The organism is Mycetocola zhadangensis (assembly GCF_003668565.1).
Lineage (GTDB): Bacteria > Actinomycetota > Actinomycetes > Actinomycetales > Microbacteriaceae > Mycetocola_A > Mycetocola_A zhadangensis.
In genome coordinates this window covers 11865-36761 of sequence record NZ_RCWJ01000004.1, presented here as the reverse complement: position 1 = coordinate 36761, position 24897 = coordinate 11865, and the positions used below count along the sequence as shown (strand labels likewise).

Sequence of the window (24897 nt, the reverse complement as noted above, 5' to 3'; positions counted from 1 at the left end):
TATCAGAACGGAAGAGGCCACATGGACGTCATTTTCGACAACCTGCCTCGGTACCTCGCCGGGTTCAGCATGACACTGCAGCTCCTCGTCGTTGCAGGCATCGCCGCGCTCATCATCGGTACCATCATCGCCACCATGCGGATCTCACCCGTCCCATCGCTACGCGGGTTCGCGGCCGTGTACACCGAACTCGTCCGCAACACCCCGCTTACGCTCGTACTTTTCTTTTGCGCGCTGATCCTGCCGTACCTCGGCGTGAGGCTCGAATACTCGGTATTCGCAATGATCGGCCTGAGCGTGTACACGTCGCCGTTCGTTGCTGAAGCCCTCCGGTCGGGAATCAATGGGGTGCCCATCGGGCAGGCTGAGGCGGCTCGCAGCCTTGGGCTCGGCTTCGGCCAGACCGTGGGCTACGTCGTCTTCCCGCAGGCCTTCCGCATGGTGATCCCACCGCTCATCAACGTCTTCATCGCGCTGACGAAGAACACCTCGGTTGCCGGCGGTTTCTTCGTCGTCGAACTCTTCACCATCGGTAAGGAGCTGGCCAACGCCAACGGCAACGCCGTCATCGCCGTTCTGCTCGGCGTCGCGACCTTCTACCTGTTGATCACTATTCCGCTCGGTATCTTCGCCGCGCGACTCGAGAAGAAGTGGGTGGTGGCGCGATGAGCGGTTCCGTTCTGTTCGACGCTCCCGGCCCGAAGGCCCGTCGGCTGTCGCTGATTCTCTCCATCGTCGTCGGTATCCTCATTCTCGCCGGACTGTACTGGCTGTACACGATTCTGGCTGCACCGCGGCCAAGCTCGGGCGGCATCACGCTCCCAGGCATGTTCGACCCCAGCCGCTGGGATGTCTTCGCTAATCCTGACGTGTGGACCTTCATCTGGGGTGGTGTCGTTCGCACCCTGCAGGCGGCGGCAGCGGCCGCTGTCCTGGCGCTCATCCTTGGAGTGGTTTTCGCGCTGTTGCGCACCGCCAAGAGCGCGTGGATCCGCACCCCAACCACGGTCATTCTCGAGTTCGTGCGAGGTATGCCCGTTCTGCTGATGATGCTCTTCATCCTGCTTGGGTTCTCGAGCGGCGCCTACTGGGCAGTCGTGCTGGCGCTCGGGCTCTACAACGGCGCCATCATCGGTGAAGCACTCCGCGCCGGCCTCGCGTCGCTCCCGCGCGGGCAGCGTGAAGCCGGACTGAGCCTCGGTTTGCGCGAGCTGCAGACGCGGATGCTCATCGAGTTCCCGCAGGCGTTCCGCCAGATGCTGCCGATCATCGTTGCGCAGCTCGTTGTGCTGCTCAAGGACACGTCGCTCGGCTACATCGTTGGATACCCCGAGCTCATTCGCTCGACGATGAACAACCTCGCGAGCTTCTACGGAAACCGGTACCTGTTCTCGTTCTTTGCGGTAACGCTCGTGATCTACCTCATCATGAACCTGACACTGTCATGGGTCGCCCGCTGGCTGTCGAAGCACACCGACTCGGCGCGCCGAGGGGGCAAGGCAGGCAAGGAGGTACCCGTGGACCCGGCGCTCGCTATCGCTCAGGCATCTGCGGCCGCGCGCCAGTCCGAAGCCGGCGGGAACCCAGGCGCCCGCTAGCGCGATCGTCCAGCGGCTCAGGCCATTCGCTCGGACTCGGTAGACTTGTGGACCGTGTCCGACTCGCAAGTAATAACCGAATCCGCCGTGAACGCGGCAGTGGAATCAGCCCTCGCCGCGATTGCCGCTGCAGCCGATTCCGCCGCCCTCAAGCAGGTACGCACCGAGCACACCGGAGAAGCATCGCCACTGGCGAAGCTCAACGGTGAGCTGCGCAACGTTGCCCCAGACCAGAAGGCCCCGCTCGGCAAGCTCGTCGGCCAGGCCCGCGGCCGGGTCAACGGCGCATTCGCCGCTCGTGAGCAGGAAATCGTCGAAGCGGAGAACGCCGCCCAGCTCGAAGCAGAGGCACTCGATGTCACGGCGCTTGCCAGCCGCTACACCGCCGGTGCACGCCACCCCCTCACCCTGCTGCAGGACCGCGTGAGCGAGATCTTCACCGGCATGGGCTGGGAGATCGCCGAGGGGCCTGAGGTCGAGAGCGAGTGGTTCAACTTCGACGCGCTCAACTTCGATGCTGACCACCCCGCTCGGGCCATGCAGGACACCTTCTTCATCGACCCGCCCGAGTCGCACCTCGTGCTGCGCACCCACACCTCTCCGGTGCAGATTCGCTCGTTGCTCGACCGTGAGCTCCCGGTCTACGTTCTCGCACCCGGTCGGGTGTACCGCACCGACGAGTTCGATGCGACGCACCTTCCTGTGTTCATGCAGTTCGAGGGCCTCGCCGTCGATAAGGGCCTCACCATGGCGCACCTCAAGGGCACGCTCGACCACTTCGTGAAGTCGATCTTCGGGGACGAGGCAAAGATCCGCCTGCGCCCGAGCTATTTCCCGTTCACCGAGCCGAGCGCCGAGCTCGACTTCTGGCACCCGACGTTCAAGCACGGTCCGCGCTGGATCGAGTGGGGTGGCTGCGGCATGATCAACCCCAACGTGCTTCGCGCTGCCGGCATTGATCCGGACGAGTATTCAGGTTTCGCCTTCGGCATGGGAATCGAGCGCGGCCTGATGCTGCGCAACGACGTCCAGGACATGCGGGAGATGGTTGAGGGCGACGTGCGCTTCTCACAGCAGTTTGGAATGGTGGTTTAGCATGCGGGTGCCCCTCAGTTGGCTCGCTGAATACGTCGATCTCGCACCGGGATCGACAACAGAAGACGTCCACGCCGCCCTGGTTCAGGTCGGTCTCGAAGAAGAGGACGTTCACACCTTCGACGTGACCGGACCGGTCGTCGTCGGTGAGGTCCTCGAGTTCGTTGAGGAACCGCAGAAGAACGGCAAGGTCATCCGCTGGTGCCAGGTGCGCGTGGCGCCGGAAGGCCAGCTCGCCGCTGACGGCGGGCCAGATGTGCACGGCATCGTCTGTGGTGCAGGCAACTTCTTCGTGGGCGACAAGGTCGTTGTGACCCTGCCGGGCGCTGTGCTTCCCGGCCCGTTCCCGATCACCCCGCGCAAAACGTACGGCCACGTGTCCGACGGCATGATCGCGTCGACCCGTGAGCTTGGCCTCGGTGACGAGCACGACGGCATCCTGCGCCTGTCGACGCTCGGCGTTGACGCTGAGCCAGGGACGGATGCCATCGCGCTGCTCGGTCTGGACGACGCGGCAGTCGAGATCAACGTCACGCCCGATCGCGGCTACGCGTTCTCGATCCGCGGTGTGGCGCGCGAGTACTCCCACGCCACCGGTGCGAAGTTCGACGATCCCGCGCTTCGCGACGCGCTTCGCCCGACCGGAACGAACGGGTTCCCCGTCGCACTCGCCGACGAGGCTCCGATCCACGGCAAGCCGGGTGTGCGGGTGTTCGCCACCCGCATCGTCCGGAACGTCGACGCTGCTCGTCCGACGCCGCCGTGGATGGTGTCGCGACTGAAGCTTGCAGGCATCCGTTCGATTTCTCTTCTTGTCGACATCACCAACTACGTGATGCTCGAACTCGGCCAGCCGATCCACGGCTACGACCTCGACACGCTCACAGACGGCATTACAGTTCGGCGGGCGCAGCCGGGGGAGAAGCTCACCACCCTCGACGCCCAGGCGCGCACCCTCAGCCCCGAGGATCTGCTCATCACCGACGGCTCAGGGCCGATCGGCCTCGCCGGTGTGATGGGCGGCGCGACCACCGAGATGGGTGAGAACACGCGCAACGTGCTCATCGAGGCCGCGAACTTCGACCCGGTGTCGATCGCCCGTACGGCGCGCAGGCACAAGCTGCCGAGTGAGGCGTCCAAGCGGTTCGAGCGTGGTGTTGACCCCGCGATCGCCGTTGCCGCTGCCTCGCGCGTTGCCGAGCTGATGGTCGAACTCGCCGGGGGAGAAGCAGACGAGACGGGATCGCTCGTCGGTGAACCCACGACCGCCGAGCCGATCCTGCTTCCGAACGGATATGTCTCGGGTCTCATCGGCATCGAGTACACCGCCGAGGAGATTCGGGGGTCGCTGGTCGAGATCGGCGCAACAGTCGACGACGCCGATGGCGGACTTCGCGTCATCGCACCGAGCTGGCGTCCAGACATCACCGACAAGAGCGACCTGGCCGAGGAAGTCGCCCGCATCGTCGGCTACGACCGAATTCCCTCCGTGCTTCCCGTCGCGCCTCCCGGCCGCGGCCTGACCCGGTCGCAGCGTGTTCGCCGCACGGTCGCTGACACGCTCGCCGCAGCGGGTTCGACCGAGATCGTGGCGTTCCCGTTCCTTCCGGCGAGCGAGAACGACAAGTTCGGCTCGCCGACTGCGGGCTCCGTCCCCGCGATCAAGGTGGCCAACGCGCTCGACGCGAGTGCGCCGTACCTGCGTACGAGCCTCATTCCAGGCCTGATCTCGGCCGCCAAACGCAACCTGTCACGCGGGCTCACCGACGTATCGCTGTTCGAGCTCGGACTCGTCTTCACCCCCGAAAACGGCAAACGCTACGGCCAGGCAGAACTGCCGTCCGGCGTCGCTCGCCCGACCGACGAGCAGCTGGCCGAGCTCAATGCCGGTATCCCGCCGCAGCCGCGTCACGTTGGTGTGCTCATCGTCGGCAACGCCGTCGCCAAGCAGCCGGGTATCGCTTCGGTTCCGTCCGGAATTACGGATGCTCTCGCTGCCGTTTCGCAGATCGGTCTTGCGACGGGTGCGCAGATCGACGTGATCCAGGGCAGCCACCACTCGATGCACCCGGGGCGCACCGCCGAACTCCGTGTCGGCGACCGGGTTGTCGGGTACGCGGGAGAGCTGCTGCCGCAGCTCGCCCTCGACTCCGACCTGCCGCGCGTGGTCGCGGTTGCTGAGCTGGACCTCGACGCGATCCTCGAGGCAACGGATGCCGCAATCACGGCTGGTGTCATCGGCACGCTACCCGCCGCGACCCAGGACCTCTCACTCGTTGTGCCGCGCTCTGTTCCCGCTGGGGACGTGCTTGCGACGGTTCGTGAGGGTTCAGGCGAATTGTTGGAAGACATCCGGCTGGTTGACGATTACCGCGGGAAGGGTGTCGCTGACGACGCGAAGAGCCTGACCTTCGCTCTGCGGTTCCGCGCCGCCGATCGAACGCTCACCGCGGCCGAGGCTTCCGAAGCGAAGCTCGCTGGCTCAGCGCTGGCCACAGAGCGCTTCGGCGCCGTGCTGCGCGAGTAGCATCGAGCCGTTTCACACGACGCCGGTTCCGTTCGAGCATCTCAGGTTCGCCTGCTGCTTGATCGGAGCCGGCGTTTCTGTCGTGCGTGGGCGTCGACCGTGGAGTCTTGCATTAGGTTCTACTCATGAGCCTTCCGGGAAGCCGACGCCCGTGGTTGCCCGTGAGTTTCGCCGTGGTCACGCTCCTGCTTCTCGGCGGCTGTGCCTCGGTGCCAACGGCCGCATGGCGAGTGGCCCCGATCGAGTACGACAACGGCGTCGATGGCCGCGAAGATCGAATCGATGTCACCTACCCGATGGCGAACATCACCTCCGACACAGCCGGCGGTCTGTGGACGGAATCTGCCGGGTCATGGTTGCACCTGGATGAGAACGGGAACACCCTACGGCGGTTCAACGCCGACATGTTCATGACGGTGCACGGAATATCGGCGGTGTCACCGACGATGCTCGCTGTGTCGCGGACCGACCGCGAGGACGTGACAGGCTCGAGTTCAGGCCTCTTTCTCTTCGACACCGACGCCGGAACCTGGGACGCCGTGGATGTCGATTCCCGAACGACTGGCGACGTCGCGGTTGATGGAACCGGACGGATCGTGTTCGTCGATTTCGTCGGCGCCACGGCACCGGACGCGAGAGGTTCCGACGGCGTAACAACCCCGACACCGTTCGCGATTCGAACAGTAGACACCGGCGGCAGTCAAACGACAATCGTCGACGTCACCGAGGGTCTCTCCGCGACAGACGTTGCGGTCGACATCGATTCTGCGGGCACGACCTATGTCAGCACCGATCGGGAAACATACTCCATTCGAACCGATGGAACGCGCGCGCTATTGGGTCGGCATTCAACGCGCCGCCCCGTGCTTGCGGTGAGCGCCAGTGGCGATGTGCTCGCCTCATCATCGGGAAGCGCCAACACCGACGTCCAGTGGGCGATGACCCGCGGATCGTTCGCGGCCAGAGCCGTCATGACCGACTACGGGAACTGCACGAAGACGGGCGAGGTCGGCCTCGTCCTTAGAGAGGGAAGAAAGGCAACTCCGTTGCCGTTCACCTGCGGTGTTGCAGGCGCTGCCTGGATCGACGAGTCAACCTTTGTCGTGTCGATCGGTTCCGAAGGCGGTGCGATCCTCAGCACAGTGACGCCGCCGCAAGACAAGGAGGACCGTCCCGATGTTCGCTGAGAAGACGAGAACGAAACGACAATTAGTATGGCGCCGCATCGAAGAAGAACGTGCGGTTCTCGCCGACAACCTCGAATCGCTCTCTCCAGCCCAGTGGGCGGTTCCGTCTCTCTGCACGGGACTGTCGGTCAGGGAAGTGCTCGCACATCTGACGGTCAGCGGAACAGTCTCGGGTCCGCAATGGTTCCTCGGCGTGCTTCGCGCTCGATTCGACTTCGATCAGCAGGTCGTCGACCGACTGCAAGAACAACTCGGTTCGAGCCCTTCGGAGACCCTCAATCGTTTCCGAAGGACTGTGGGAAGTCGGACATCGCCTCCCTTGCCCGCAATAGCGTTACTCGGCGAGATGGTTGTGCACGGCGAGGACATCCGGCGTCCACTCGGGCTGGTGCGTGACTATCCGAGACCTGTGCTTGACGCGCTTTTGCGATATTACGCGGGCACCGACCAGGTGGTGATCGCTAAAAAGCGCATCGACGGACTTCGACTGGAAGCGGACGACAGCGATGTGACGGTTGGCCACGGGCAACCGGTGCGAGGTTCCAGTGTCGCGCTCATCATGGCGATGACAGGCCGTGGAGCGTACTGCGCTGACCTTTCCGGGGCCGGTGTGCCTGTGCTCGCGGGTCGAGCTTCCTGAGGCCATCATCCTCAGCGATCACGACGGCTGACCTTCGCAGCTTCGCGAAGTGCCCTTGCCAGCCGCCGCCGCGACGTAATACCGTCGCAACACCCGGTTGCACACCACGAGCGGAAGGCACGTCATGCTGAAGCAGGTCGCTGAGGGCGTTCTCGTTCACGAGAGTGAGTTCATCCAGAGCCAGTCGATCGTCGTCCAGGGTGCAGACGGTGTTTTGCTCGTCGACCCGGGCATAACAAACGAGGAGCTGGCCGGAATCGCTGAGGACCTTCGGGATCTGAGTCAGCCCGTTGTGGCCGGATTCTCGACCCATCCCGATTGGGATCACCTGCTCTGGCATACAAGCTTCGGCGACGTACCTCGCTATGGCACAGCCCGATGTGAGGCCTCAATCCGTGATTTTCTGTCGAAAGCAGAGTGGAAGGAACAAGTGGCTGAGGGGCTACCGCCGGAGTATGCCGACGAGATACCCCTGGATTTGCTCGGCCTCATCACCGGCCTGCCGGTCGGGACGACGCAGATTCCTTGGGACGGCCCCAGAGTCCGCATCCTTGAGCACCAGGCGCACGCGCCGGGCCACGCTGGGTTGTTGATCGAGGACAGCGGCGTCCTCATTGCGGGCGACATGCTCTCCGACATTCTGATGCCCTTCCTGGACCTTGAAGCGGCGACCCCGATCCATGACTACCTGGCGGCCCTGCAGGTGTTCGAGAGCGTGGCCGACGGTATTGAAGCTGTCATTCCCGGTCATGGGTCGGTCGGCGGAACCGAGGAGCTTCGCTCACGGATCGCACTGGACCGCGCCTATCTAGAGGACCTGCGCGACGGCCGTGTGTCGAACGACCCGCGCGTCGGTCCATCGGCCCCACTCGGTTGGCTGCCCGACGTCCATGAATGGCAGGTGCAGCGGCTCGCTTCGATGAAGTAACGAGCGGTGCTGAGCGCCTGAGTCTGATCGAGAATAGCGTTGTGGTTACCATACGCACTGCCCAGATTGGTGTGGGAGCTCTGCTTGCCGTCTGTCTCTTGACCGGCTGCGGAGGGAACGGTGTTGCCAAAGCAGTGAGACCGGGGGTTCCAGAGGGCCTCGACGTTGACCCAGCGAACACCGCACCCGCCGGAACATGGCTTGAGCGCGGTGAGTCGTTCGCCATCGTCACATGGGGCAGCTCAAGTTGTCCGCTTGTCGCGTCTGCTCTGACCGTCGAGGGCGCGGACCGGATCGGGGTGAGGTTCGCGCCGTCACCGAGGGATCCCTGTACCGCTGACATGGCCGCAACGACTCACGAGTTCGCTTTGCCGGTCGCGGTGGCGCGCACCCCAGTCAAGGTCGATGTTAGTTACGGCGATAGGGATGACATCCGCACCCTCACCCTGAACTAGCACGCGTCAGTCCTCAACGAAGGTGATAGCAGCGTCTGATGCTCGCAGAGGACGAGTGCGGCCGCTTCACTGCGGCCAAACAACTTGAGTGGATCTGAACGTCGAGCTTTAGGGTGAACGTATGCGCTCACTCTTGTCCACCCTGCATGTGGCCGGCCCGTGACTCGGACGCGCGGAGCGCGGATGGATCTTCTCGACGCGCTCACTGTTGCCCTTCTCATCGTTGGAACCTGCAACTTGATTATTGGGGTCGTCTGCGTCGTGATTGGCGAGACCCAGGTAGGAATCGCTCTGATCCCCGGTGGCGGTGGGGCCGTCGTTCTTGCGCTTGCCGTCAGAGCCCACCGGCGAAGGACGGCCGACGACGGTGATTAGGGTTACCGTCGACCAGCAGTCTGGCGCTCGCCGCAGCCAGCCGGAACCTATGGCGCCTGGACTCGGCTATTAGTGATTGTTTTCGGTTGGTTGTGGCCGTGCAGAATCTCACCCACTTCGGGTGTGGCCTCATCCTTCCTGAACGAGTTGACTGCACAACCAGCGGCTTGGCCGTACGCAGCCGCAGGCCAACACGGTCGATGCAGCGCGGCGGGCTTCAAGCACAACAGAATCGGAGGGTCCCATCTTGTCAAGACCGCAGCCGTCGAAAGTGCAGGCGAACGTGATGACTGAGTCCAAGGCGGGTCTGTGGGGCTTCTTGGCAGGCGTCATCACGGCCGCGCTTGTCGCCGTGACCATTTCCGCAACCGTAGCTCTCGCCACCCACCCACAAACACGGTTCCTCATGAGTGACGCGGTCGAAATCTCTGCCACGGGATACTCCCTTTTCTGGTGGACCGCTTCAGTGTTTTTGCTCGCCCTTCCTTTCGTGGTGGGCTACGGAGTGGCTCACATGTCCGCGAAAACTTTAGGGGTCCTCGCGGGCATCGTCATCGCCTTCCTGATCCTCTTGATTGTTCTTGCGCAGGTCAGCTTCTCGGTGTAGATCGTCGAGGACTCGCAGCGACGTCAACGGCGATCGTTGCTCGTCAACGAGCGGTTGGGGTTCTGATTCTCCGCCCTCCTCTTCGTGCTCCTGGCCGTCGAGGCGATTGCCGGAGAGCCAGTTCAGCCATCGCGCGCTCGGGCCCTCGTCGAGCAGCACCGTTCTCGTCAGCAGCGTGAGAGGGATAGACAAAATGGCGCCGAGCGGACCGATGATCAGTGTCCAGAATGCGACGGAAAAGAAGCTGAGGGTGAGGGTGATGTCCACGGCGTCGCTGACAAACTTCGGCTGCACGAGCACCTGCAGTACGACGTTGACGACGCAGTAGATGGCGATCACAGCGAGCAACATTGGCGGACCGCCGACGACAAGCGCGAGAACTGCAGGCGGGATCACTCCGAGCACGAAGCCGATGTTCGGGATGAAGTTCGTCACAAACGCCAAGATTGCCCACACCAGCGGTGCCGGGACGCCAAGCCACCACAGCGCGAGCCCGTCGATCACCGCGACGATCAGCCCGAATGAGGCATTCACGACGTAGTAGCGACGCACACCGGTGGTGAAACGTCGGATTCGCGCGAGGAGCGCGGGACGTTCGGCGCCGAATAGGTGCTTTGCCTCCCGGTACCGCGAGGTGTCGGCGGCCATGAAGATGAGGTACGCGAGGACAAAGAACAACGCCGTCGCGACTCCGAGGACGCGTGACCCGATACCGGCGAGCAGCGACGTGACCTGGCCAATGTCGAGCGCTTCCGCAGACGCAGCAGCGACCTCGGAGACCAGCCCGACGGTCGACAGCCACGCTGCCACATCCTCGACGAGCCGCTGGAACTCATCGGTGTACTCAGCGACCAGTGTCAGGAACTGTGTGGCGGCAACCCAAAGCAGGACCCCCATCGCCGCGAGCACGAGGTATGCGACGACCACAATCGCCGCCGAGCCACACCAGGAAGGCATGCCACGGTGGTCGAGCACGTCACGGACAGGGAGGCAGATGATGACGATCACTGCGGCGAGTAGCACCGGGCCAGCCAAATCTCGTGCGAGGAAGAGCGCACCGAAAACGATAGCCCCACAGGCGAGCGCCACGAGTGTACGGAGGCCAGGCGGCCATGGAGCGTATTCCATCCGCGAAGACATCACAGGGGAGTAGGCAACGTGAGCGTGGGCGCCACAATAGTTACGCCGATCCGGACCAAGCGCGTGGTGGATGGTGGCATGGCGGCTGCCTTTGGCTCGCGGGAGGGGTCGCGCGGTTGGCGACCGTGCTTAGACCCTCGCTCGTGTCGCTGCTGTCCGCTTCCCCCACAGCGGGTGAGCTTGCTGGCGGCCGATGCTCTCAGCGGGTGGCTGCGGCCGCTCGACGGCGGCCAGCTTCTTGAATGGACCTGAGACGTCGAGCTGCATGGTGAACCTGTGTGCGCTCATCCTCGTCCACCCTGCAGGTGGCAGGCTCGCGATTAGATCTCGCTCACCGTGGCAGGAATTTCAAGCCCTAACCACTTCGAGGAATTGCGTCGAAGCTGGGGGAATGAGTCCTCGTCGCATCAGCACCTATTCCAGGGCCGACCTCACGTTCGACGTGACCGACAGCGGGCCGCTAGCCGGACCGCCCGTTGTGCTTCTGCACGGGTTTCCCGCCAACCGGCATTCCTTCGACGCGGTGGTGCCGATCCTGAACGAGGCAGGCCTTCGAACCCTCGTGCCTGACCAGCGCGGATATTCGGACGGCGCCCGGCCGCGTCGCAGGCGAGACTACCGCGCCATTGAGCTTCAGCGCGACGTGCTCGCCCTCGTGAACGCCGCGGGAGGCGAACGGGCGCACCTCGTCGGACACGACTGGGGAGGCGCGATCGCGTGGCAGCTGGCGGCATCCGCACCGGAACGATTGACGGGGATCACCGTGCTGTCGACACCTCACCCGACCGATCTGGTTCGCTCGCTAGTCACATCCGACCAGCTGCTGCGCTCGTTCTACATCCTGATGTTTCAGGTGCCGTGGCTGCCGGAGATCCTCCTCCGCAGGCGGTTACCGGGATTGTTGCGGTGGATGGGGCTGAGTCAGAGTGCGGCGGCAATGTACGGGGAGTTCATGTCGAAGTCAGGACGCCTCACCGGCGGGCTTCACTGGTACCGCGGAATGTGGCTGCCGGACCGGCGCGCTCCACGCCAGCGAACGGTGACGGTACCGACCACCTACCTGTGGGGTAACCGCGACCAGGCGCTCGGGCGCCGCGCCGCGGAGCTCAGCGGCCAGTATGTGCGGGGAGAGTACCGGTACGTCGAGCTGGACGAGAACCACTGGCTGCCGGAGAACGCCCCGAAACTTGTCGCCAGCGAGATCATCGCCGCCGTCTCAAGAGACCCCGTTCGTTACCAGACGCCCGGCTTGTAATCCTTGAGGAAGCAACCGAAGAGGTCCTCGCCGGTTTCTCCGCGCACGATCGGGTCGTAGACGCGCGCTGCGCCGTCGACGAGGTCGAGCGGAGCGTGGAAACCCTCTTCCGCGAGGCGAACCTTCGTCGGGTACGGCGCTCGTCTGTGATCCAGCCGGTGTCGACCGCGGTCATGAGAATGCCGTCCTTCTCGAGCATCTCGCCTGCGCTCGTTTGGGTGAGCATGTTGAGCGCTGCTTTCGCCATGTTCGTGTGCGGGTGCCCTGGGCCCTTGTAGCGGCGGGAGAACTGCCCCTCCATCGCGGAGACGTTGACCACCTACTTGCGGCGAGCCGGGCGACGCAGCCATTGACGGCCGCAGCCGACTGATCAGCACGTGATCGACGTGCTCGAGGCGCTCGCGAAGAGGTACAAAGGCTGGGACGTACGCGATGACTCGGTCGGCGGGGGCCGTGTCGTTCTTCGGATGCCGGTGACCGGTACTGCTCGGAGCCTGACCGTTCTGAGGGCGGTTGCGCAGCGCGGCCTGCCTTCCGTTGGTGAGCGCAGGAGCTCCGTACCCTACCGTCCACCCGCGATGTCCAGGATGCTTCCGGTGCAGTAGCTTGCTTCATCGCTGAGCAGCCAGATGATCGCCGCGGCGACTTCGGCTGCATGCCCGGTTCGGTGCATCGGGATGGTGTGGGCCAACTCCTTCGCGCGGTCCGGGCGCCCGTTTCGACCGTGTATATCGGTGTCGATGACTCCGGGTCGCACCACATTCACGCGGATGCCTTCGGCGGCAACTTCGCGAGCCAAGCCCACGCCGAGAGTATCGATCGCGCCCTTGGACGCGGCGTAGTCGACGTACTCGCCCGCTGCACCCAACCGACTCGCTACGGACGAGACCAGCACTATGCCTCCACCTGCGCCACCGTGGAGTGTAGACATCCGCCGCACTGCGTGTCCGGAGGCGAGAAGTGGACCCGCCACGTTGACGGCGAGCAATTCTGCAATGCGTGACGGCGTGAGTTCGTCGACTCTCGACTGTGATGCCGCAATCCCTGCGTTGGCCACGAACGCGGTGACCGTGCCGAGTTTGTCGGCGGCCTCGAATATCGCTGTGATGTCGTCCTCGTGCGCCATGTCTGCACGGATGGAGGATGCCCGTCCGCCCGCCATCAGGATGGTCTGGACGATCTCGTCGCCCGCACGCTCATCCTTTCGATAGGTGAGGAGGACCGACCAGCCCGCATTCGCGGCGGCAATTGCCGTGGCGGCTCCGATTCCGCGGCTTCCGCCGGTGATGACTGCGACGCCTCGTACCCCTGGTTCTGTGTCCATCCCGCAAGTATGGACCGACGCCGTCGGTCACGGGGCGACGTTGAGCCGCAACGAGCTCGCGGATGGATGGATCGCCATGAGCGGGAGCTACATGCGTCCAAGTTCGAGATCGCACTGGCCTAGCGTTCTCCGCGGGCAGTAGGTTGAAGCGAGCACCGGCATCCGCTGGTTAATTCGCAATTGACCTGTCCAACTTCTCGTCGCAGGTGACCGGACATATCTCACCTGTTGGCGAATTGATCGGCGAAACCTTTCGCTTAGTTCACGCCGAGCGCTGCCGGGGTCAACGGGTTCGATGGGTACAGGTGATGGGGTTAGTTCAATACCGCGCTAGCTGGCCCCAAGCCCGTGAACCGGGAGTGGAGAGTGCCCGCGAGCACGCCGATATTCCGGAGGGGAGGACTTCCACCAGGATGTTCACGACACCAGTATCGCCAGGCGGCCCCGGTGTTCTGCGCATTGCCCATGAATTGGGGAAGGACTGCCAGAAGGAACAGGATCACCTCCGGACTAGTGAGACTGACGAGCACGTCGCGGTAAGCCGCGCCGGACCTTTTATAGCAATGACCAGCAAGGGGGGCATTCGCGTCACTTCCGCTACCCCGACGGCCACAGCGGCGGCGAATACTCCCATGCCTGTTGCGATGCCAAGTATCGCCCTTCAGAGCCGCTCGACGACCATACGCGAGGCCAACGGCAAGGATGTACGCCATATGACGGGAACTTGACTCTCGGCCTCGATGCTTGCAAGAGGTACGCTCTCGGCGTCTCGCAGGAGAAACCAGTCGTGGTTAGGCTCCACTGCCCTACTTGGTAGCGCGCCGAGAGGGTGTAGGAACGGTAGGGCCAGTCAAGATCATCATCCGTGCCAGCAGCGCAGTGAGCGGCGCGCCCATCGATCGGCTTCCGGTGCGACATAGGTGAGAATCGTCATATGCGAATCGGTGAGCTTTCGACACGGAGCGGGGTTAGCGTTCGGTCGCTTCGCTACTACGAGCAGCAAGGACTTCTTACACCACAGCGAACGGCTGGTGGCCAGCGGGCCTACACGACGGAGCACCTTGGCATCGTGATCGAGATCCAGGAACTGTTCCGAGCGGGCTTCTGCAGTGCCGTTATCAGAGAGCTGCTGCCTGCGCTTGATGCGCCGGCAAAAGCTGGTGACCAGCTCGAGGCTGCATTCGATGCGGCCGCAGCTCGGCTGCACAGTGAGAAAGCCGCGATCGAGGCTGAGCTCTCGGTGCTTCTGCGATTCAGGTGCCGGCTAGGACTTGCACCTGACACCCGTGTCAGCATGCAGGGTGGGGACCATGAACCTTCCGCGACCACCCCGCCAGCTCCGTTTGATCATCGAGACCGACGACTTCGATGAGGCCGTTCGCTTCTACCGCGATGTTCTGGGTACGTCCGAGCAGCCAGCATTCGCCACCGACGGCGATGACCCTGTGTCGATCCTGCACGCCGGTGCAGCCACCATCGAACTGGCTACGCCAACTCACGTACGTACCATTGACGCCATCGAACGCGCCGGCTGCCGAAGGGCCGACGCTTCGCATGGCGCTCGAGGTGGACGACACGCGCCACGCGGCATCCGTCTCTCAAGGAACAGGCATGGAGCTTCTGGCGTCGCCCACGGAAACGCCGTTTCGAACGATCAGCGCTCGCGTCCAAGGTCCGGCTGGCTGGTAAATCACATTCCTGCAGGAACTCGAAACGCTGGAGCAGCGGCAGAGCGGGGAGGGTTTCGCAACCGATGACACGCGCCCCCGTTAGCTCGTCCTCGGCGCGGGTAAAAACACCTAGCCAGTACGGCCTAGCGCTGCTGCCCGGCCAGGTTGTGAGCCCATCAAGAACGAAGCGACAGCCGCACCGGACCACACCCACGAGGAGAACCGATGAATGAGACCGACGCACCCCAAGAACTGACCGAAGTGAGTGTCGACTCTGGCCATGGAATTCTCACGGCGCTCGCTCGGCAGGGGCAAGGCACACCGATTGTGCTCGTCCACGGTTTAATGGCAGACGCTTCTGCATGGAAGTCGGTCGTCGAGCTGATCGCTCCCCGGCGACCTGCGCTCATACTCAATCGTCGCGGGCGCACGCCCAGCACACCAATCTCCGCGGAATATAGCGTCGAGAGAGAGGTCGCGGATTTGCTGTTGTGGCTATCAACGTTTGACGGTCCGGTCGACTTGATCGGCCACAGCTTCGGCGGCCTCATCGCCGTCGAGGCCGTGCGGCAAGGCGCTGAAATTCGCTCCCTCATGCTGTACGAGCCAGTCGTTCGCCCGTTTGGCGCCGACGTGCTTTCACTCTTATATTCGGCCATCAACGCTGGTGACTTTGGTGCGGCCGTTGAGATCATCAACGTTGATCTCTCCGGGTATAGCCGAGGGCACGTCGAGTTGCTGCGGTCTAGCCCTGCATGGCCCCGGCTCAAAGAGCTTGCTGCGCCCGCCTGGGCCGAGCTAGACGCGATCACCAAATACGATTTCCTGCCCCTCACGACCTGGACCGTGCCGACAAAGCTGATAGCGGGTGAAATCAGCAGGTGTCGCCACCCTTATGGGCCTAACGTTGACCTCTACCAGAAGGCATTGGGAATCCAATCTGTCGCGATATTGATCGGGCAAGATCACATCGCGCATGTGACTGCCCCTCACGAGTTGGCGAGAACACTTGAAGAAGGACTGGCGCCAACTTGAGAAGCTAGGCCTGGGGCTAGGAAAGATTCAAGGCGTCTCGTAACCTAACTGTCTCGAATCCCATGGCTTTCGAGACAGTGAGGTTATGAGACACAACCGCACCACTTTTTGTCCTAGTCGTGCGCGACACTTTGTTATCCACGACGCCCGTGCGCTTGGAGTTCTTTGTCCTGGCGATATGGTGAGCGCATGCCAACAGCCAACGAGACGGCCGACCTCATTCCGCGGCAGCGTGGAACGTCGTGGATAGCGGTCGTTCTGGTGGCGCTCGTCGCGTTAACGCTCGGACTGGTCGGGGTCATCATGTTTGGCCTCAGCGGGATAGTCATCATTGACGGTGCATTGGTCGAAGGCCAGTCGTATGACCCGGGTGAGGCGTCGATCTCTTTCGCCATGGCAGCAGTCTTGGGACTGCTGTGCGTTGGCGCGTTGGTGTTCATCTATCGCTATTGTCTAGCGCCGGCTATGCCAAAAAGGAGGCGCGTCTGGATGACGGTGGGAATCGGGGTCCTCGTTGCGTCGCTGCTGGGGGTCGAGTTCGTTGTCCTTCTCCAGGGTCGACCGTCCTCCATATCGGTGTAGGTATTGTCTGCTCCAGCTGCGTCTTCGTCCGCGTGTGTAACGTTTGGCCGATTGCCGGACATGTTCAGGGTATCGATGGTCTTAGTTGACGAAGAGGAGACGGCATGGCCCTGAGCCCGCCGAAGGGTTCCAACGAACATGTGGACATGCTGTTAGACGCAGCTGACCCGTTACATGCCCATGATGGCCCCCTTCCCGACGCTGAAGTGTTCCTTCGTGAGCTTCATCGCGATGACGGGCGTCAGCTTGCGGCTCAGACTCAGTCTCCGCCGCGTCGGCGCCGACGCATTGCGGCGATATGGACCACCGTTGTGTTGGTGGGACTAGTTGGGATTGCGACGCCGGCGGTTGCTACGGTCCAGCGATTTCTCGCACAAACTGGTGTTTTTTCATCGCTGGAGTCGGATGGTGATGAAGGGGAGGAGACCGAGGTCACTCCTGGTTATGAATGGATTGAGGCGACGGCACGTGACTACGCCGACTATGCGCTGACCGTTTACGATCTGACTCTGCCCTTGCCCGATGGGTACACGGCTTCCGATGTTGGGATACGTGTCGCGGCTCAACAAGTCGAGATAGCCGGCGGGTACGGTTCGAGTGTTCTTCAGCAAGAAAGCAACGTCAGGAGAACCTACGAAAGCGCTGTCCGGTGCGTCTGGATCAGCAGCTGGTTGAAGGCCGAGGAAGAAGGCGATGCCGCACAGCAGAACGCGAGCGCTGAGGTTCTTTTGCAGTCTGCTTCGTGGCCCATGACGGTCGAAACTGACGGCGGTGGGGTTGTGGACAGCCTCGTGAAATACGCCGAAGGTGCCCGCGCGGGTGATGTTGGTTTGGTCAAGGAAGCGTACCAATCTGATGCCTGCTCGACGTTCATGGAAGCGATCGACGAGTGAGCGTGAACCCATTGGCCGATGCCCGTCTCCCCACCAACGAACGGGACGCGAATAGGACGTTTGATGACGATGTGCGACCGCTCATTGTTCCTCTGCACCGCTACCTCCGACGACGCGTTGACTCAGCGCCCGATGCGGACGACTGCCTGTCTGAAGCACTTCTCGTTCTCTGGCGTCACCGCGATCGTCTTCCAGCGGACGTTAGCGAGAAACGCTTGTGGGCTTTCGGCGTAGCCAAGGGCGTCCTCTCCAATCACCACCGTTCGCAACGTCGTAGGGCCGCCCTTCACGAACGAATGATGGCAGAGCAGAGAATCGCGCAGAAGACATCCGACACGAATTCGAACGCGGCCGTGTATGACGCGTTAGCGAAGCTGAAGACTGCAGATCGGGAGCCAATCATGCTGGTGGCGTGGGACGGATTCGCCGTCGTGGACGCTGGGACGTTACTTGGTCTGTCTGCCGCTGCCGCCCGAACTCGATACTCGCGGGCGAAGGCCAAACTGAGAAATGAGTTGATGTGACGGCAGCTCCCAGTCAACGCCTGACTCAAAGGATCTGTAGCGCGGTTGTGGTTAGCGTGGCCCTGTTTAGCCTCGCGGGTTGTGGTGCTTCGGGAAGGCAGGCCAGCGCAAATGCTGCGCGCGAAGACGCCGCCGAATATCTCGCTGCGCTTACGGACTTCTCCACCGCGCCAGAGTTTCGGGAGCTCATCCCCGAGGAGACGAACACATGCGGAGACGCGGTAAACATTGGAACTGACTGGCCCGCTCCGTGGGAGCATCGGGGCAAAGGGCTGGCGTGCACTCTCTGGGTTGACGCTTTCCTGGGCATCGACGCGCCTGACGCGAACACGGCGGCTGACCTCGTCGACGAATTACTGGAGGATAACGGCGTCACGGCTGGCCGAATCAGCTCAGTGCCGGCATCATTCATAGGAACTCGCGGAAGTATGGATGTGCAGTTCGCGCTGATGCCGGCAACCGCGCCGAGCCTGGACCCGAGCACTCCTGATGGGGACTTTTTCCGCAGGGAAGTTCGCGACGTTCGAGAAGAGCTCCTCGAAGCTCAAGCATCGTTTGTTCTCGTCGCATCGGTCTTCGTCGACTACTACAACAGCCACCAGAAAGAATCTCTTTGTGGCGACCCGCAAAACGAGCTCAGCCCTCGCACGGCGCCAGCCGACGAGTTTCTCACCGCTGCGTGCGCCAAGACTTGATGGCCAATAGGGATCAACGAATGCCGGTCCCACTCGGGCCTCGAAACCAGCATCCACCGCAGGCTCTTCTCCAACATGCAGAGTTGGAGGTAGCGAACGATGAATCGGGACCCCGGGAACGCGGCTCCTGAACTCGCTAGAGATCATGTATCCGAAGTGTCTTGAAACAAGCAGGTCGTGCAACAAGCCAAACGCGAGAAGAAGCATCCGCGGTATGCACTCACGAGCAAAGCTCATCACCCCGAAGAAGGGCACGCCGTCCGGGATCCCGCCCAGTAGGCTCCGGCTGTACGGCTAGATCACGAGCCACTCGGAGAATTAGAGTGTCCACAGAAATCGCGAGTCTAGACACTTGTCGTGGGCAGCGTGGTCGTCACCGCTGGCTTGGTTGGATGCGAGGGCAAGGATGGGAAGCATGGATCAAGTCGGGCACACTGAGTACAGCGGAACTGGAAGCTCCACGGCGGACGCGATCGCGCCCGAAGACCGGGTCGGGGTCAGGGCTCTCGTTCTCGCAGTATGCGCGCTCGTCGTTGGGGTGGTTCCTAACCTGGTGAATTTCACCTCTGTGCCGGTGTTCGCCATCTGGGCGCTGGCCATTGTGATGGCGTTCATTGCCATTGGGCTCGCGTTTATCGGAATGACTCGGCGCGCGGCACGTCAACGTATCGCCTTGGTCGCATTGATCGTTGCTCTCGTTTCCATACCAGGATCCACTGTCTCCCTTTTGCACTCTCTACTGGTGCCCGCGGGGAACCCTGTGCAGCAGGAAACGGCCGAGGGAATGCGGGTGACGGTAAAGGTGCTCGATAGCTTCGATGGCTACATCGCCGTCGGAGTTGAAGTGGAGAACGCAGGTGCGACGAAACTGAGGTTCAGCGACGACGACTACGACGTCTTCCCGAGCAGCGGCGCTTCTTGCGAATTGCCATTTGGTCCCCTGCCACCGAGCGGAGAGATAGATGGATATCCCATAAACGCAGGATTCCCTAGCTCACTTGAACCCGGCGAGACCGCGACCACCGGGTTCTGTATTGACGCGAATTTCTTTCCCTCAGTCGCGCGGGTTATTTCGCTTAATGGGGGGACGCTCGAGTTCAAGCTTTGATGAGCCGGAGAGATGCTCGCCGCGATGATGAAGTCAGGCTCCTCAGCGCCACCGAAGAGGTCCGCCCTATGCGCCCGCCCAGAAAGTCTCTTTAGAGACTCCGGCTGTCTCATATCCCTAGGGAAACGAGACATCTCACGACCCGTGACCCGTGTTTCCGGCGTTCGGCGGAATCTCGTAAACCGTCGAGTCTCGTGACTACGTCGCATAACCTCCTGACTGTACGGCGGTACTCGTCGTTAGTTACGAGACACCGGAAACAGCTCCAGGGGCACGCTGCTCGACTGCCGCCCAAAAGCAGCGGTCGGTGCGGGTGCTTTTACCAGGCGCCGGGCTTGTAGTCCTTGAGGAAGCAGCCGAAGAGGTCCTCGCCGGTTTCTCCGCGCACGATTGGGTCGTAGACGCGCGCTGCGCCGTCGACGAGGTCGAGCGGAGCGTGGAAACCCTCTTCCGCGAGGCGAACCTTCGTCGGGTGCGGGCGCTCGTCGGTGATCCAGCCGGTGTCGACCGCGGTCATGAGAATGCCGTCCTTCTCGAGCATCTCGCCTGCGCTCGTGCGGGTGAGCATGTTGAGCGCTGCTTTCGCCATGTTCGTGTGCGGGTGGCCTGGGCCCTTGTAGCGGCGGGAGAACTGGCCCTCCATCGCGGAGACGTTGACCACGTACTTGCGGCGAGCCGGCGACGCAGCCATTGACGGCCGCAGCCGACTGATCAGCAGGAACGGTGCGGTCGTGTTGCAGAGCTGCACCTCGAGCATCTCGAGCGGGTCGACATGCTCGACGTTCTGCACCCAGCTGTTGACGTTCTGCAGGTCGGGCACGAGCCCTCCGGCGTCGATCGCCGTTCCGTCTGCGTGCTTCGCGAGTGAGGACGAACCGGGCGCCATGGCGAGTTTCGCGAGGTCGGCGGCGGTGAGTGCGGGGGAGCCGGCCTCAGCGACGGTTCCTGCGAGCGACGCGACCGACAGCAGCGGATGTGCGGAGACGGATGCCTGCAGCGCTTCCGGGTGCTGATCGGCGGTGTGTCCGAAAGTCTCCATCTCGGGAAGGGGACCATCCGGAAGTGGCTGTAGTTCGGCATCCGCCAACAAGGAATACGACCCGGGGGAGCGGCGCACCGTCTGAGCGGCGTTGTTGATGAGAATGTCGAGCGGTCCCTGGGCGGCGACCGAGTCGGCGAGGCTGATGACCTGCGCCGGATCGCGCAGGTCGATGCCGACCACCCGCAGGCGGTGCAGCCAGTCGGCGGAGTCGGGAAGCGACGCGAACCGGCGGACGGCATCCTTCGGGAAACGGGTCGTGATCGTGGTGTGCGCACCATCGCGCAGCAGGCGGAGCGCGATGTACATACCGATCTTCGCCCGGCCACCGGTGAGCAGTGCACGCTTGCCGGTGAGGTCGGTGCGCGCGTCGCGCTTGCCGTGGCTGAATCGGGCGCAGTCCGGGCAGAGCTGGTGGTAGAACGCGTCGACGAGCGTGTATGGCTGCTTGCAGATGTAGCAGTTGCGCGGCTTGAGCAGCTCGCCCGCTGTCGGCGCATCGATCGTTGTCGCGAGGGGGATGCCGCGCGTCTCGTCATCGATACGATCGGATGCCCCGGTGGCGGTAGCGGCGATGACCGCCTTGTCGGCATTGGCGATGGTGTCGCGGAGTTCACGGCGACGGTTGCGCTTGACCGCCTTGAACATCGCGGCTGTGGCCCGGCGAACGGTGATGTAGTCGGGGTGTTCCTCGTCAAGGGTGTTCATCGAGGCGAGGACGCGGAGGGTTGTCTCGAGGTCAGCGGGGTCGATTCCGGCGCCGGTGCTGTCGGATTCGAGGAAGACGTCGGTCATTCCGGCAAGTTTACCCGAGGACATCTGCGAGAACGCCGGGCTGAGGAGTGGAAAGATGGCACTATGAACCCGATCGAGTGGCTGTTTGACGCGCAACTGGTGATCGGCGACCAGGTAATTCTCTGGCGCGAGATCATCGGGAACCTCTTCGGCATGGCCAGCGCCGTCGGCGGCATGCGCCGCAAGGTGTGGGCGTGGCCCGTCGGAATTGTCGGCAATGTGCTGCTCTTCACCGTGTTCATGGGTGCGGTGTTCAATACACCGAACCCGGTAAACCTGCTCGGCCAGGCGGGACGGCAGGTAATGTTCATCATCGTCTCCATCTACGGCTGGGTGCAATGGCGCAACAGCCGCAACTCCGGCCAGCAGACCGCGGTGTCCCCGCGCTGGGCATCGAACAAGGTGCGGGTGCTTCTCGGACTCGGTCTCGTCGGCGGCACGCTCGCCCTGACACCGATCTTCCGGGCGCTGGGTTCGTTCGAGCCGGTGTGGGCGGACGCCTGGATTTTCATGGGTTCGCTGCTGGCCACCTACGGCATGGCCAAGGGGTGGGTGGAGTTCTGGCTGATCTGGGTCGCTGTGGACATCGTCGGGGTTCCGCTGCTGATCAGCGCCGGGTACTACGCGTCCGCTGTTCTGTACCTGTTCTACGGCGGGTTCACCCTCGTCGGCTTCTTCATCTGGATGCGGGTACAGAAGAAGAACTCGCTCACGATCGAGACGGCGTTTCCTGACCCAACCGTGAAGCGGTAGCCCTGAGCTCTGACGCTCGGCAACGCCTGCCCGTCCCCGGTAAGGCATGATCGAAACACAATGACTTCTCTTTTGCTGAACCCGAACGCCCTGTCCAGCACGTCGGGTGAGGCGATCGAGCCTGATGCCATCTACGAGGCGTTCACCGACTGGGTAACCGCCACAGGCATCCGTCTGTATCCGGCACAGGACGAAGCGATCATTGAGATCGTCTCCGGACAGAACCTCATCTTGAGCACCCCCACAGGGACCGGGAAGTCGCTCGTGGCGGTCGGTGCGCACTACGCCGCGCTTGTCGCGGGCAAACGCAGCTTCTACACCGCACCGATCAAGGCACTGGTGAGTGAGAAGTTCTTCTCCCTGGTCGCGATCTTCGGCGCGGAGAACGTCGGCATGATGACGGGGGACTCGTCAGTGAACGCCGATGCTCCGATCATCTGCTGCACGGCGGAGATCCTCGCCAACCTGGCCCTCCGGCACGGTGAGGACACCGAGGTCGACCAGGTCGTCATGGATGAGTTCCACTTTTACGCCGAACCCGACCGCGGCTGGGCCTGGCAGGTGCCGCTGCTGTCGCTTCCTCGGGCGCAGTTCATCCTGCTCTCTGCGACGCTCGGCGATGTGACGGCGCTCGCCGACGACCTCTCGCGCCGCACGGGCCGCGAAACGGCACTGGTCACCGGAGTTGAGCGGCCCGTTCCTCTGCACTTCTACTACGAGACCACGCCGATCCACGAGACCGTCGAAGAGCTGCTCACCACAGGCCAGTCGCCGGTCTATGTTGTGCACTTCTCGCAGGCCGCCGCGATGGAACGTGCGCAGTCGATGTCAAGCATGAAGGTGGCAACAAGAGAGCAACGGGATGCCATCGCTGAAGCGATCGGCGGTTTCCGGTTCACGACCAGTTTCGGTAAGACCCTCTCCCGATTGCTTCGCGCCGGCATTGGGGTGCACCACGCTGGCATGCTGCCGAAGTACCGTCGGCTGGTAGAGCAGCTCGCCCAGCAGGGCATGCTGCGTGTGATCTGCGGCACAGACACCCTCGGTGTCGGAATCAACGTGCCGATTCGCACTGTGTTGTTCACCGCTCTGACCAAGTACGACGGTGTGAAGATGCGCCAGCTCAAGGCGCGGGAGTTCCACCAGATCGCCGGTCGCGCCGGACGTGCCGGATTCGACACGGCCGGAACCGTGGTCGTGCAGGCCCCCGAGCACGAGACCGAGAACCTCAACGCCATCAAGAAGGCCGGCGACGACCCGAAGAAGAAGCGCAAAATCATCCGCAAGAAGGCGCCGGACGGATTCGTCTCCTGGGGAGAGCCGTCGTTTCAGCGCATCGTGGCGGCTGAGCCGGAGACCCTCACGTCAAGCATGCAGATCACCTCGGCCATGCTGATCAACGTGATCGGGCGCGGGGGAGACGTCTATTCCCACGTGTACGACCTCGTCTTCGACAACCACGAACCGTGGAAACGACAACTCGAACTTGCTCGTCGGGCCCTCGGCATCTACCGCACGCTCCGGGAGTCCGGCATCGTCGAACAGTCCCCGGACGGGACCATTCGGCTCACCGTCGACCTGCAGCCGAACTTCGCGCTCAACCAGCCGTTGTCGCCGTTCGCGCTCGCCGCATTCGACCTTCTCGACCCCGAAGACCCGAGCTACGCGCTCGACATGATCTCGATCGTGGAAGCCACCCTCGACGACCCGCGCGCCGTGCTCAGCCAGCAACAGTTCCTGGCTCGGGGTGAGGCCGTCGCCGCCATGAAGTCCGACGGAATCGAGTACGACCAGCGGATGGAGCTGCTCGAGCAGGTCACCCACCCGAAACCGCTCGAGGAACTGCTCACCGTGACGTTCGAGACTTACAGTGCGTCGCAGCCGTGGATCAAGGACTTCGAGCTCAGCCCCAAGTCCGTCGTTCGCGACATGTACGAACGCGCCATGTCGTTCGGTGAGTTCATCGCCTTCTACAAACTCGCCCGCAGCGAGGGTGTCGTTCTCCGTTACCTCTCAGACGCCTACCGTGCCGCACGCCAGACGATCCCCGACGAGGCGAAAACCGAGGACCTGCTCGACCTGATCGAGTGGCTCGGTGAGCTCGTGCGCCAGGTCGACTCGAGCCTCCTCGATGAGTGGGAAGAGCTCATCCATCCCGACCCGGAGAAGCACGCGCAACACGCGGGCGAAATCGTTCCACCCGCCCCGCAGCGGCTCAGCTCCAACGTTCGTGCGTTCCGCATCCTCGTGCGCAATGAACTGTTCCGGCGGGTGCAACTGGCCGCGCTCGAAAACTACGACGCCCTCGGTGAACTGGATGCGGCATCCGGATTCGACGCCGACCGCTGGGCGGATTCGCTCGACGCCTACTTCGAGACGCACGACCAGATCCTCACGGGTCCCGACGCACGCAGCTCGAAACTGCTGATCCTCGACGAGAGCGGCCCGGTGTGGACCGCTCGGCAAATCCTCGATGACCCGGCAGGCGACCACGACTGGGGAATCAGCGCACAGGTCAACCTGGCGGAGTCGGACGAGCAGGGCTTCGCTGTCGTCACAGTCACCGGGGTCGACGCACTCTGACGGCGTCGTTCCCGGTCATGTCGATTGGCGGATGCCACAGAGGGCGCGCTAGAGTCGACCCATGGCCACCATCGACACCAGTGTTTCAG

24 protein-coding genes and 1 pseudogene are annotated in these 24897 nt (G+C 63.0%); 20 read left to right on the top strand and 5 right to left on the bottom strand.

All coding sequences use genetic code 11. The features are described from left to right. Positions 1-21: 21 nt before the first annotated feature. The 9 genes from D9V28_RS12915 (at position 22) to D9V28_RS15980 (ending at position 9412) form a co-directional block, all read left to right on the top strand. Positions 22-669, top strand: coding sequence for an amino acid ABC transporter permease (locus D9V28_RS12915; protein WP_121660178.1), 648 nt, complete (start codon positions 22-24; stop codon positions 667-669). Next, entirely contained in the window at positions 666-1598 is a 933-nt protein-coding gene (locus tag D9V28_RS12910) for an amino acid ABC transporter permease (RefSeq protein ID WP_121660407.1), read from the top strand. Before D9V28_RS12915 ends, D9V28_RS12910 begins: the two co-directional genes overlap by 4 nt. Positions 1599-1652: 54 nt before the next feature. After that, positions 1653-2693, top strand: a complete 1041-nt coding sequence (gene pheS / locus D9V28_RS12905; protein WP_121660177.1) for a phenylalanine--tRNA ligase subunit alpha — start codon at positions 1653-1655, stop codon at positions 2691-2693. A 1-nt stretch (position 2694) separates the two neighbouring features. Further along, the gene (gene pheT, locus D9V28_RS12900; protein ID WP_121660176.1) at positions 2695-5220 is read left to right on the top strand and encodes a phenylalanine--tRNA ligase subunit beta; all 2526 of its coding nucleotides are present in this window, start codon (positions 2695-2697) and stop codon (positions 5218-5220) included. A gap of 125 nt (positions 5221-5345) precedes the next feature. Further along, the gene (locus tag D9V28_RS12895; RefSeq protein ID WP_147441008.1) at positions 5346-6407 is read left to right on the top strand and encodes a hypothetical protein; all 1062 of its coding nucleotides are present in this window, start codon (positions 5346-5348) and stop codon (positions 6405-6407) included. Then, positions 6397-7047: a maleylpyruvate isomerase family mycothiol-dependent enzyme gene (locus D9V28_RS12890; RefSeq protein WP_121660174.1), complete on the top strand. Its 651-nt coding sequence runs from the start codon at positions 6397-6399 to the stop codon at positions 7045-7047. The genes D9V28_RS12895 and D9V28_RS12890 overlap by 11 nt, the downstream gene beginning before the upstream one ends. A gap of 124 nt (positions 7048-7171) precedes the next feature. After that, complete coding sequence (locus tag D9V28_RS12885) at positions 7172-7975, top strand: MBL fold metallo-hydrolase (RefSeq protein WP_121660173.1); 804 nt, start codon at positions 7172-7174, stop codon at positions 7973-7975. A 638-nt stretch (positions 7976-8613) separates the two neighbouring features. Next, complete coding sequence (locus D9V28_RS12875) at positions 8614-8805, top strand: hypothetical protein (RefSeq protein ID WP_121660171.1); 192 nt, start codon at positions 8614-8616, stop codon at positions 8803-8805. Between the two features lie 286 nt (positions 8806-9091). After that, the gene (locus D9V28_RS15980) at positions 9092-9412 is read left to right on the top strand and encodes a hypothetical protein (RefSeq protein WP_147441006.1); all 321 of its coding nucleotides are present in this window, start codon (positions 9092-9094) and stop codon (positions 9410-9412) included. Here the strand turns inward: D9V28_RS15980 and D9V28_RS12870 are convergent. Both D9V28_RS12870 and D9V28_RS16145 read right to left on the bottom strand, forming a co-directional pair. Then, complete coding sequence (locus D9V28_RS12870) at positions 9335-10540, bottom strand: AI-2E family transporter (protein ID WP_121660170.1); 1206 nt, start codon at positions 10538-10540, stop codon at positions 9335-9337. The genes D9V28_RS15980 and D9V28_RS12870 overlap by 78 nt on opposite strands. A gap of 141 nt (positions 10541-10681) precedes the next feature. After that, a complete protein-coding gene (locus tag D9V28_RS16145) occupies positions 10682-10840 on the bottom strand; it encodes a hypothetical protein (protein WP_183086535.1) in 159 nt (52 codons plus the stop codon). A gap of 103 nt (positions 10841-10943) precedes the next feature. Here D9V28_RS16145 and D9V28_RS12865 point away from each other — a divergent pair, with 103 nt between their 5' ends. Further along, positions 10944-11807 carry an alpha/beta fold hydrolase gene (locus tag D9V28_RS12865; protein WP_121660169.1) on the top strand — a complete coding sequence of 288 codons (864 nt, stop codon included), beginning with the start codon at positions 10944-10946 and terminating at the stop codon, positions 11805-11807. Here D9V28_RS12865 and D9V28_RS16165 read toward each other — a convergent pair. Together D9V28_RS16165 and D9V28_RS12855 are read right to left on the bottom strand one after the other, a co-directional pair. Next, positions 11786-12184 (bottom strand): annotated as a pseudogene (locus D9V28_RS16165) (hypothetical protein); the annotation flags it as partial. The gene D9V28_RS12865 and the pseudogene D9V28_RS16165 overlap by 22 nt on opposite strands. Positions 12185-12369: 185 nt before the next feature. Continuing rightward, complete coding sequence (locus D9V28_RS12855; protein WP_121660168.1) at positions 12370-13131, bottom strand: SDR family oxidoreductase; 762 nt, start codon at positions 13129-13131, stop codon at positions 12370-12372. A 934-nt stretch (positions 13132-14065) separates the two neighbouring features. Here D9V28_RS12855 and D9V28_RS12845 point away from each other — a divergent pair. The 8 genes from D9V28_RS12845 to D9V28_RS12810 all read left to right on the top strand — a co-directional run bounded on the left by D9V28_RS12845 (position 14066) and on the right by D9V28_RS12810 (position 19638). After that, the gene (locus D9V28_RS12845; protein WP_121660166.1) at positions 14066-14503 is read left to right on the top strand and encodes a MerR family transcriptional regulator; all 438 of its coding nucleotides are present in this window, start codon (positions 14066-14068) and stop codon (positions 14501-14503) included. Then, on the top strand, positions 14442-14888 hold the full coding sequence (locus D9V28_RS12840) for a VOC family protein (protein ID WP_220700506.1): 447 nt from the start codon (positions 14442-14444) through the stop codon (positions 14886-14888). Before D9V28_RS12845 ends, D9V28_RS12840 begins: the two co-directional genes overlap by 62 nt. Before the next feature lie 138 nt (positions 14889-15026). Beyond that, on the top strand, positions 15027-15836 hold the full coding sequence (locus D9V28_RS12835) for an alpha/beta fold hydrolase (RefSeq protein ID WP_121660165.1): 810 nt from the start codon (positions 15027-15029) through the stop codon (positions 15834-15836). Positions 15837-16025: 189 nt separating this feature from the next. Beyond that, complete coding sequence (locus tag D9V28_RS12830; protein WP_121660164.1) at positions 16026-16418, top strand: hypothetical protein; 393 nt, start codon at positions 16026-16028, stop codon at positions 16416-16418. A 104-nt stretch (positions 16419-16522) separates the two neighbouring features. Beyond that, a complete protein-coding gene (locus tag D9V28_RS12825) occupies positions 16523-17311 on the top strand; it encodes a hypothetical protein (RefSeq protein WP_121660163.1) in 789 nt (262 codons plus the stop codon). After that, positions 17308-17835 carry an RNA polymerase sigma factor gene (locus D9V28_RS12820; RefSeq protein WP_183086534.1) on the top strand — a complete coding sequence of 176 codons (528 nt, stop codon included), beginning with the start codon at positions 17308-17310 and terminating at the stop codon, positions 17833-17835. The genes D9V28_RS12825 and D9V28_RS12820 overlap by 4 nt, the downstream gene beginning before the upstream one ends. A gap of 56 nt (positions 17836-17891) precedes the next feature. Continuing rightward, positions 17892-18530, top strand: coding sequence for a hypothetical protein (locus D9V28_RS12815; RefSeq protein ID WP_121660161.1), 639 nt, complete (start codon positions 17892-17894; stop codon positions 18528-18530). 415 nt (positions 18531-18945) lie between these two features. Further along, the gene (locus D9V28_RS12810) at positions 18946-19638 is read left to right on the top strand and encodes a hypothetical protein (RefSeq protein WP_121660160.1); all 693 of its coding nucleotides are present in this window, start codon (positions 18946-18948) and stop codon (positions 19636-19638) included. Between the two features lie 319 nt (positions 19639-19957). Here D9V28_RS12810 and D9V28_RS12805 read toward each other — a convergent pair whose 3' ends face one another. Beyond that, on the bottom strand, positions 19958-21472 hold the full coding sequence (locus D9V28_RS12805) for an SDR family oxidoreductase (protein ID WP_121660159.1): 1515 nt from the start codon (positions 21470-21472) through the stop codon (positions 19958-19960). A gap of 63 nt (positions 21473-21535) precedes the next feature. On the opposite strand from D9V28_RS12805, the gene pnuC reads away from it, so the two are divergent. Next, positions 21536-22225: a nicotinamide riboside transporter PnuC gene (pnuC, locus tag D9V28_RS12800; protein ID WP_121660158.1), complete on the top strand. Its 690-nt coding sequence runs from the start codon at positions 21536-21538 to the stop codon at positions 22223-22225. Between the two features lie 60 nt (positions 22226-22285). Continuing rightward, positions 22286-24808, top strand: a complete 2523-nt coding sequence (locus D9V28_RS12795; protein WP_121660157.1) for a DEAD/DEAH box helicase — start codon at positions 22286-22288, stop codon at positions 24806-24808. Positions 24809-24897 lie beyond the last annotated feature (89 nt).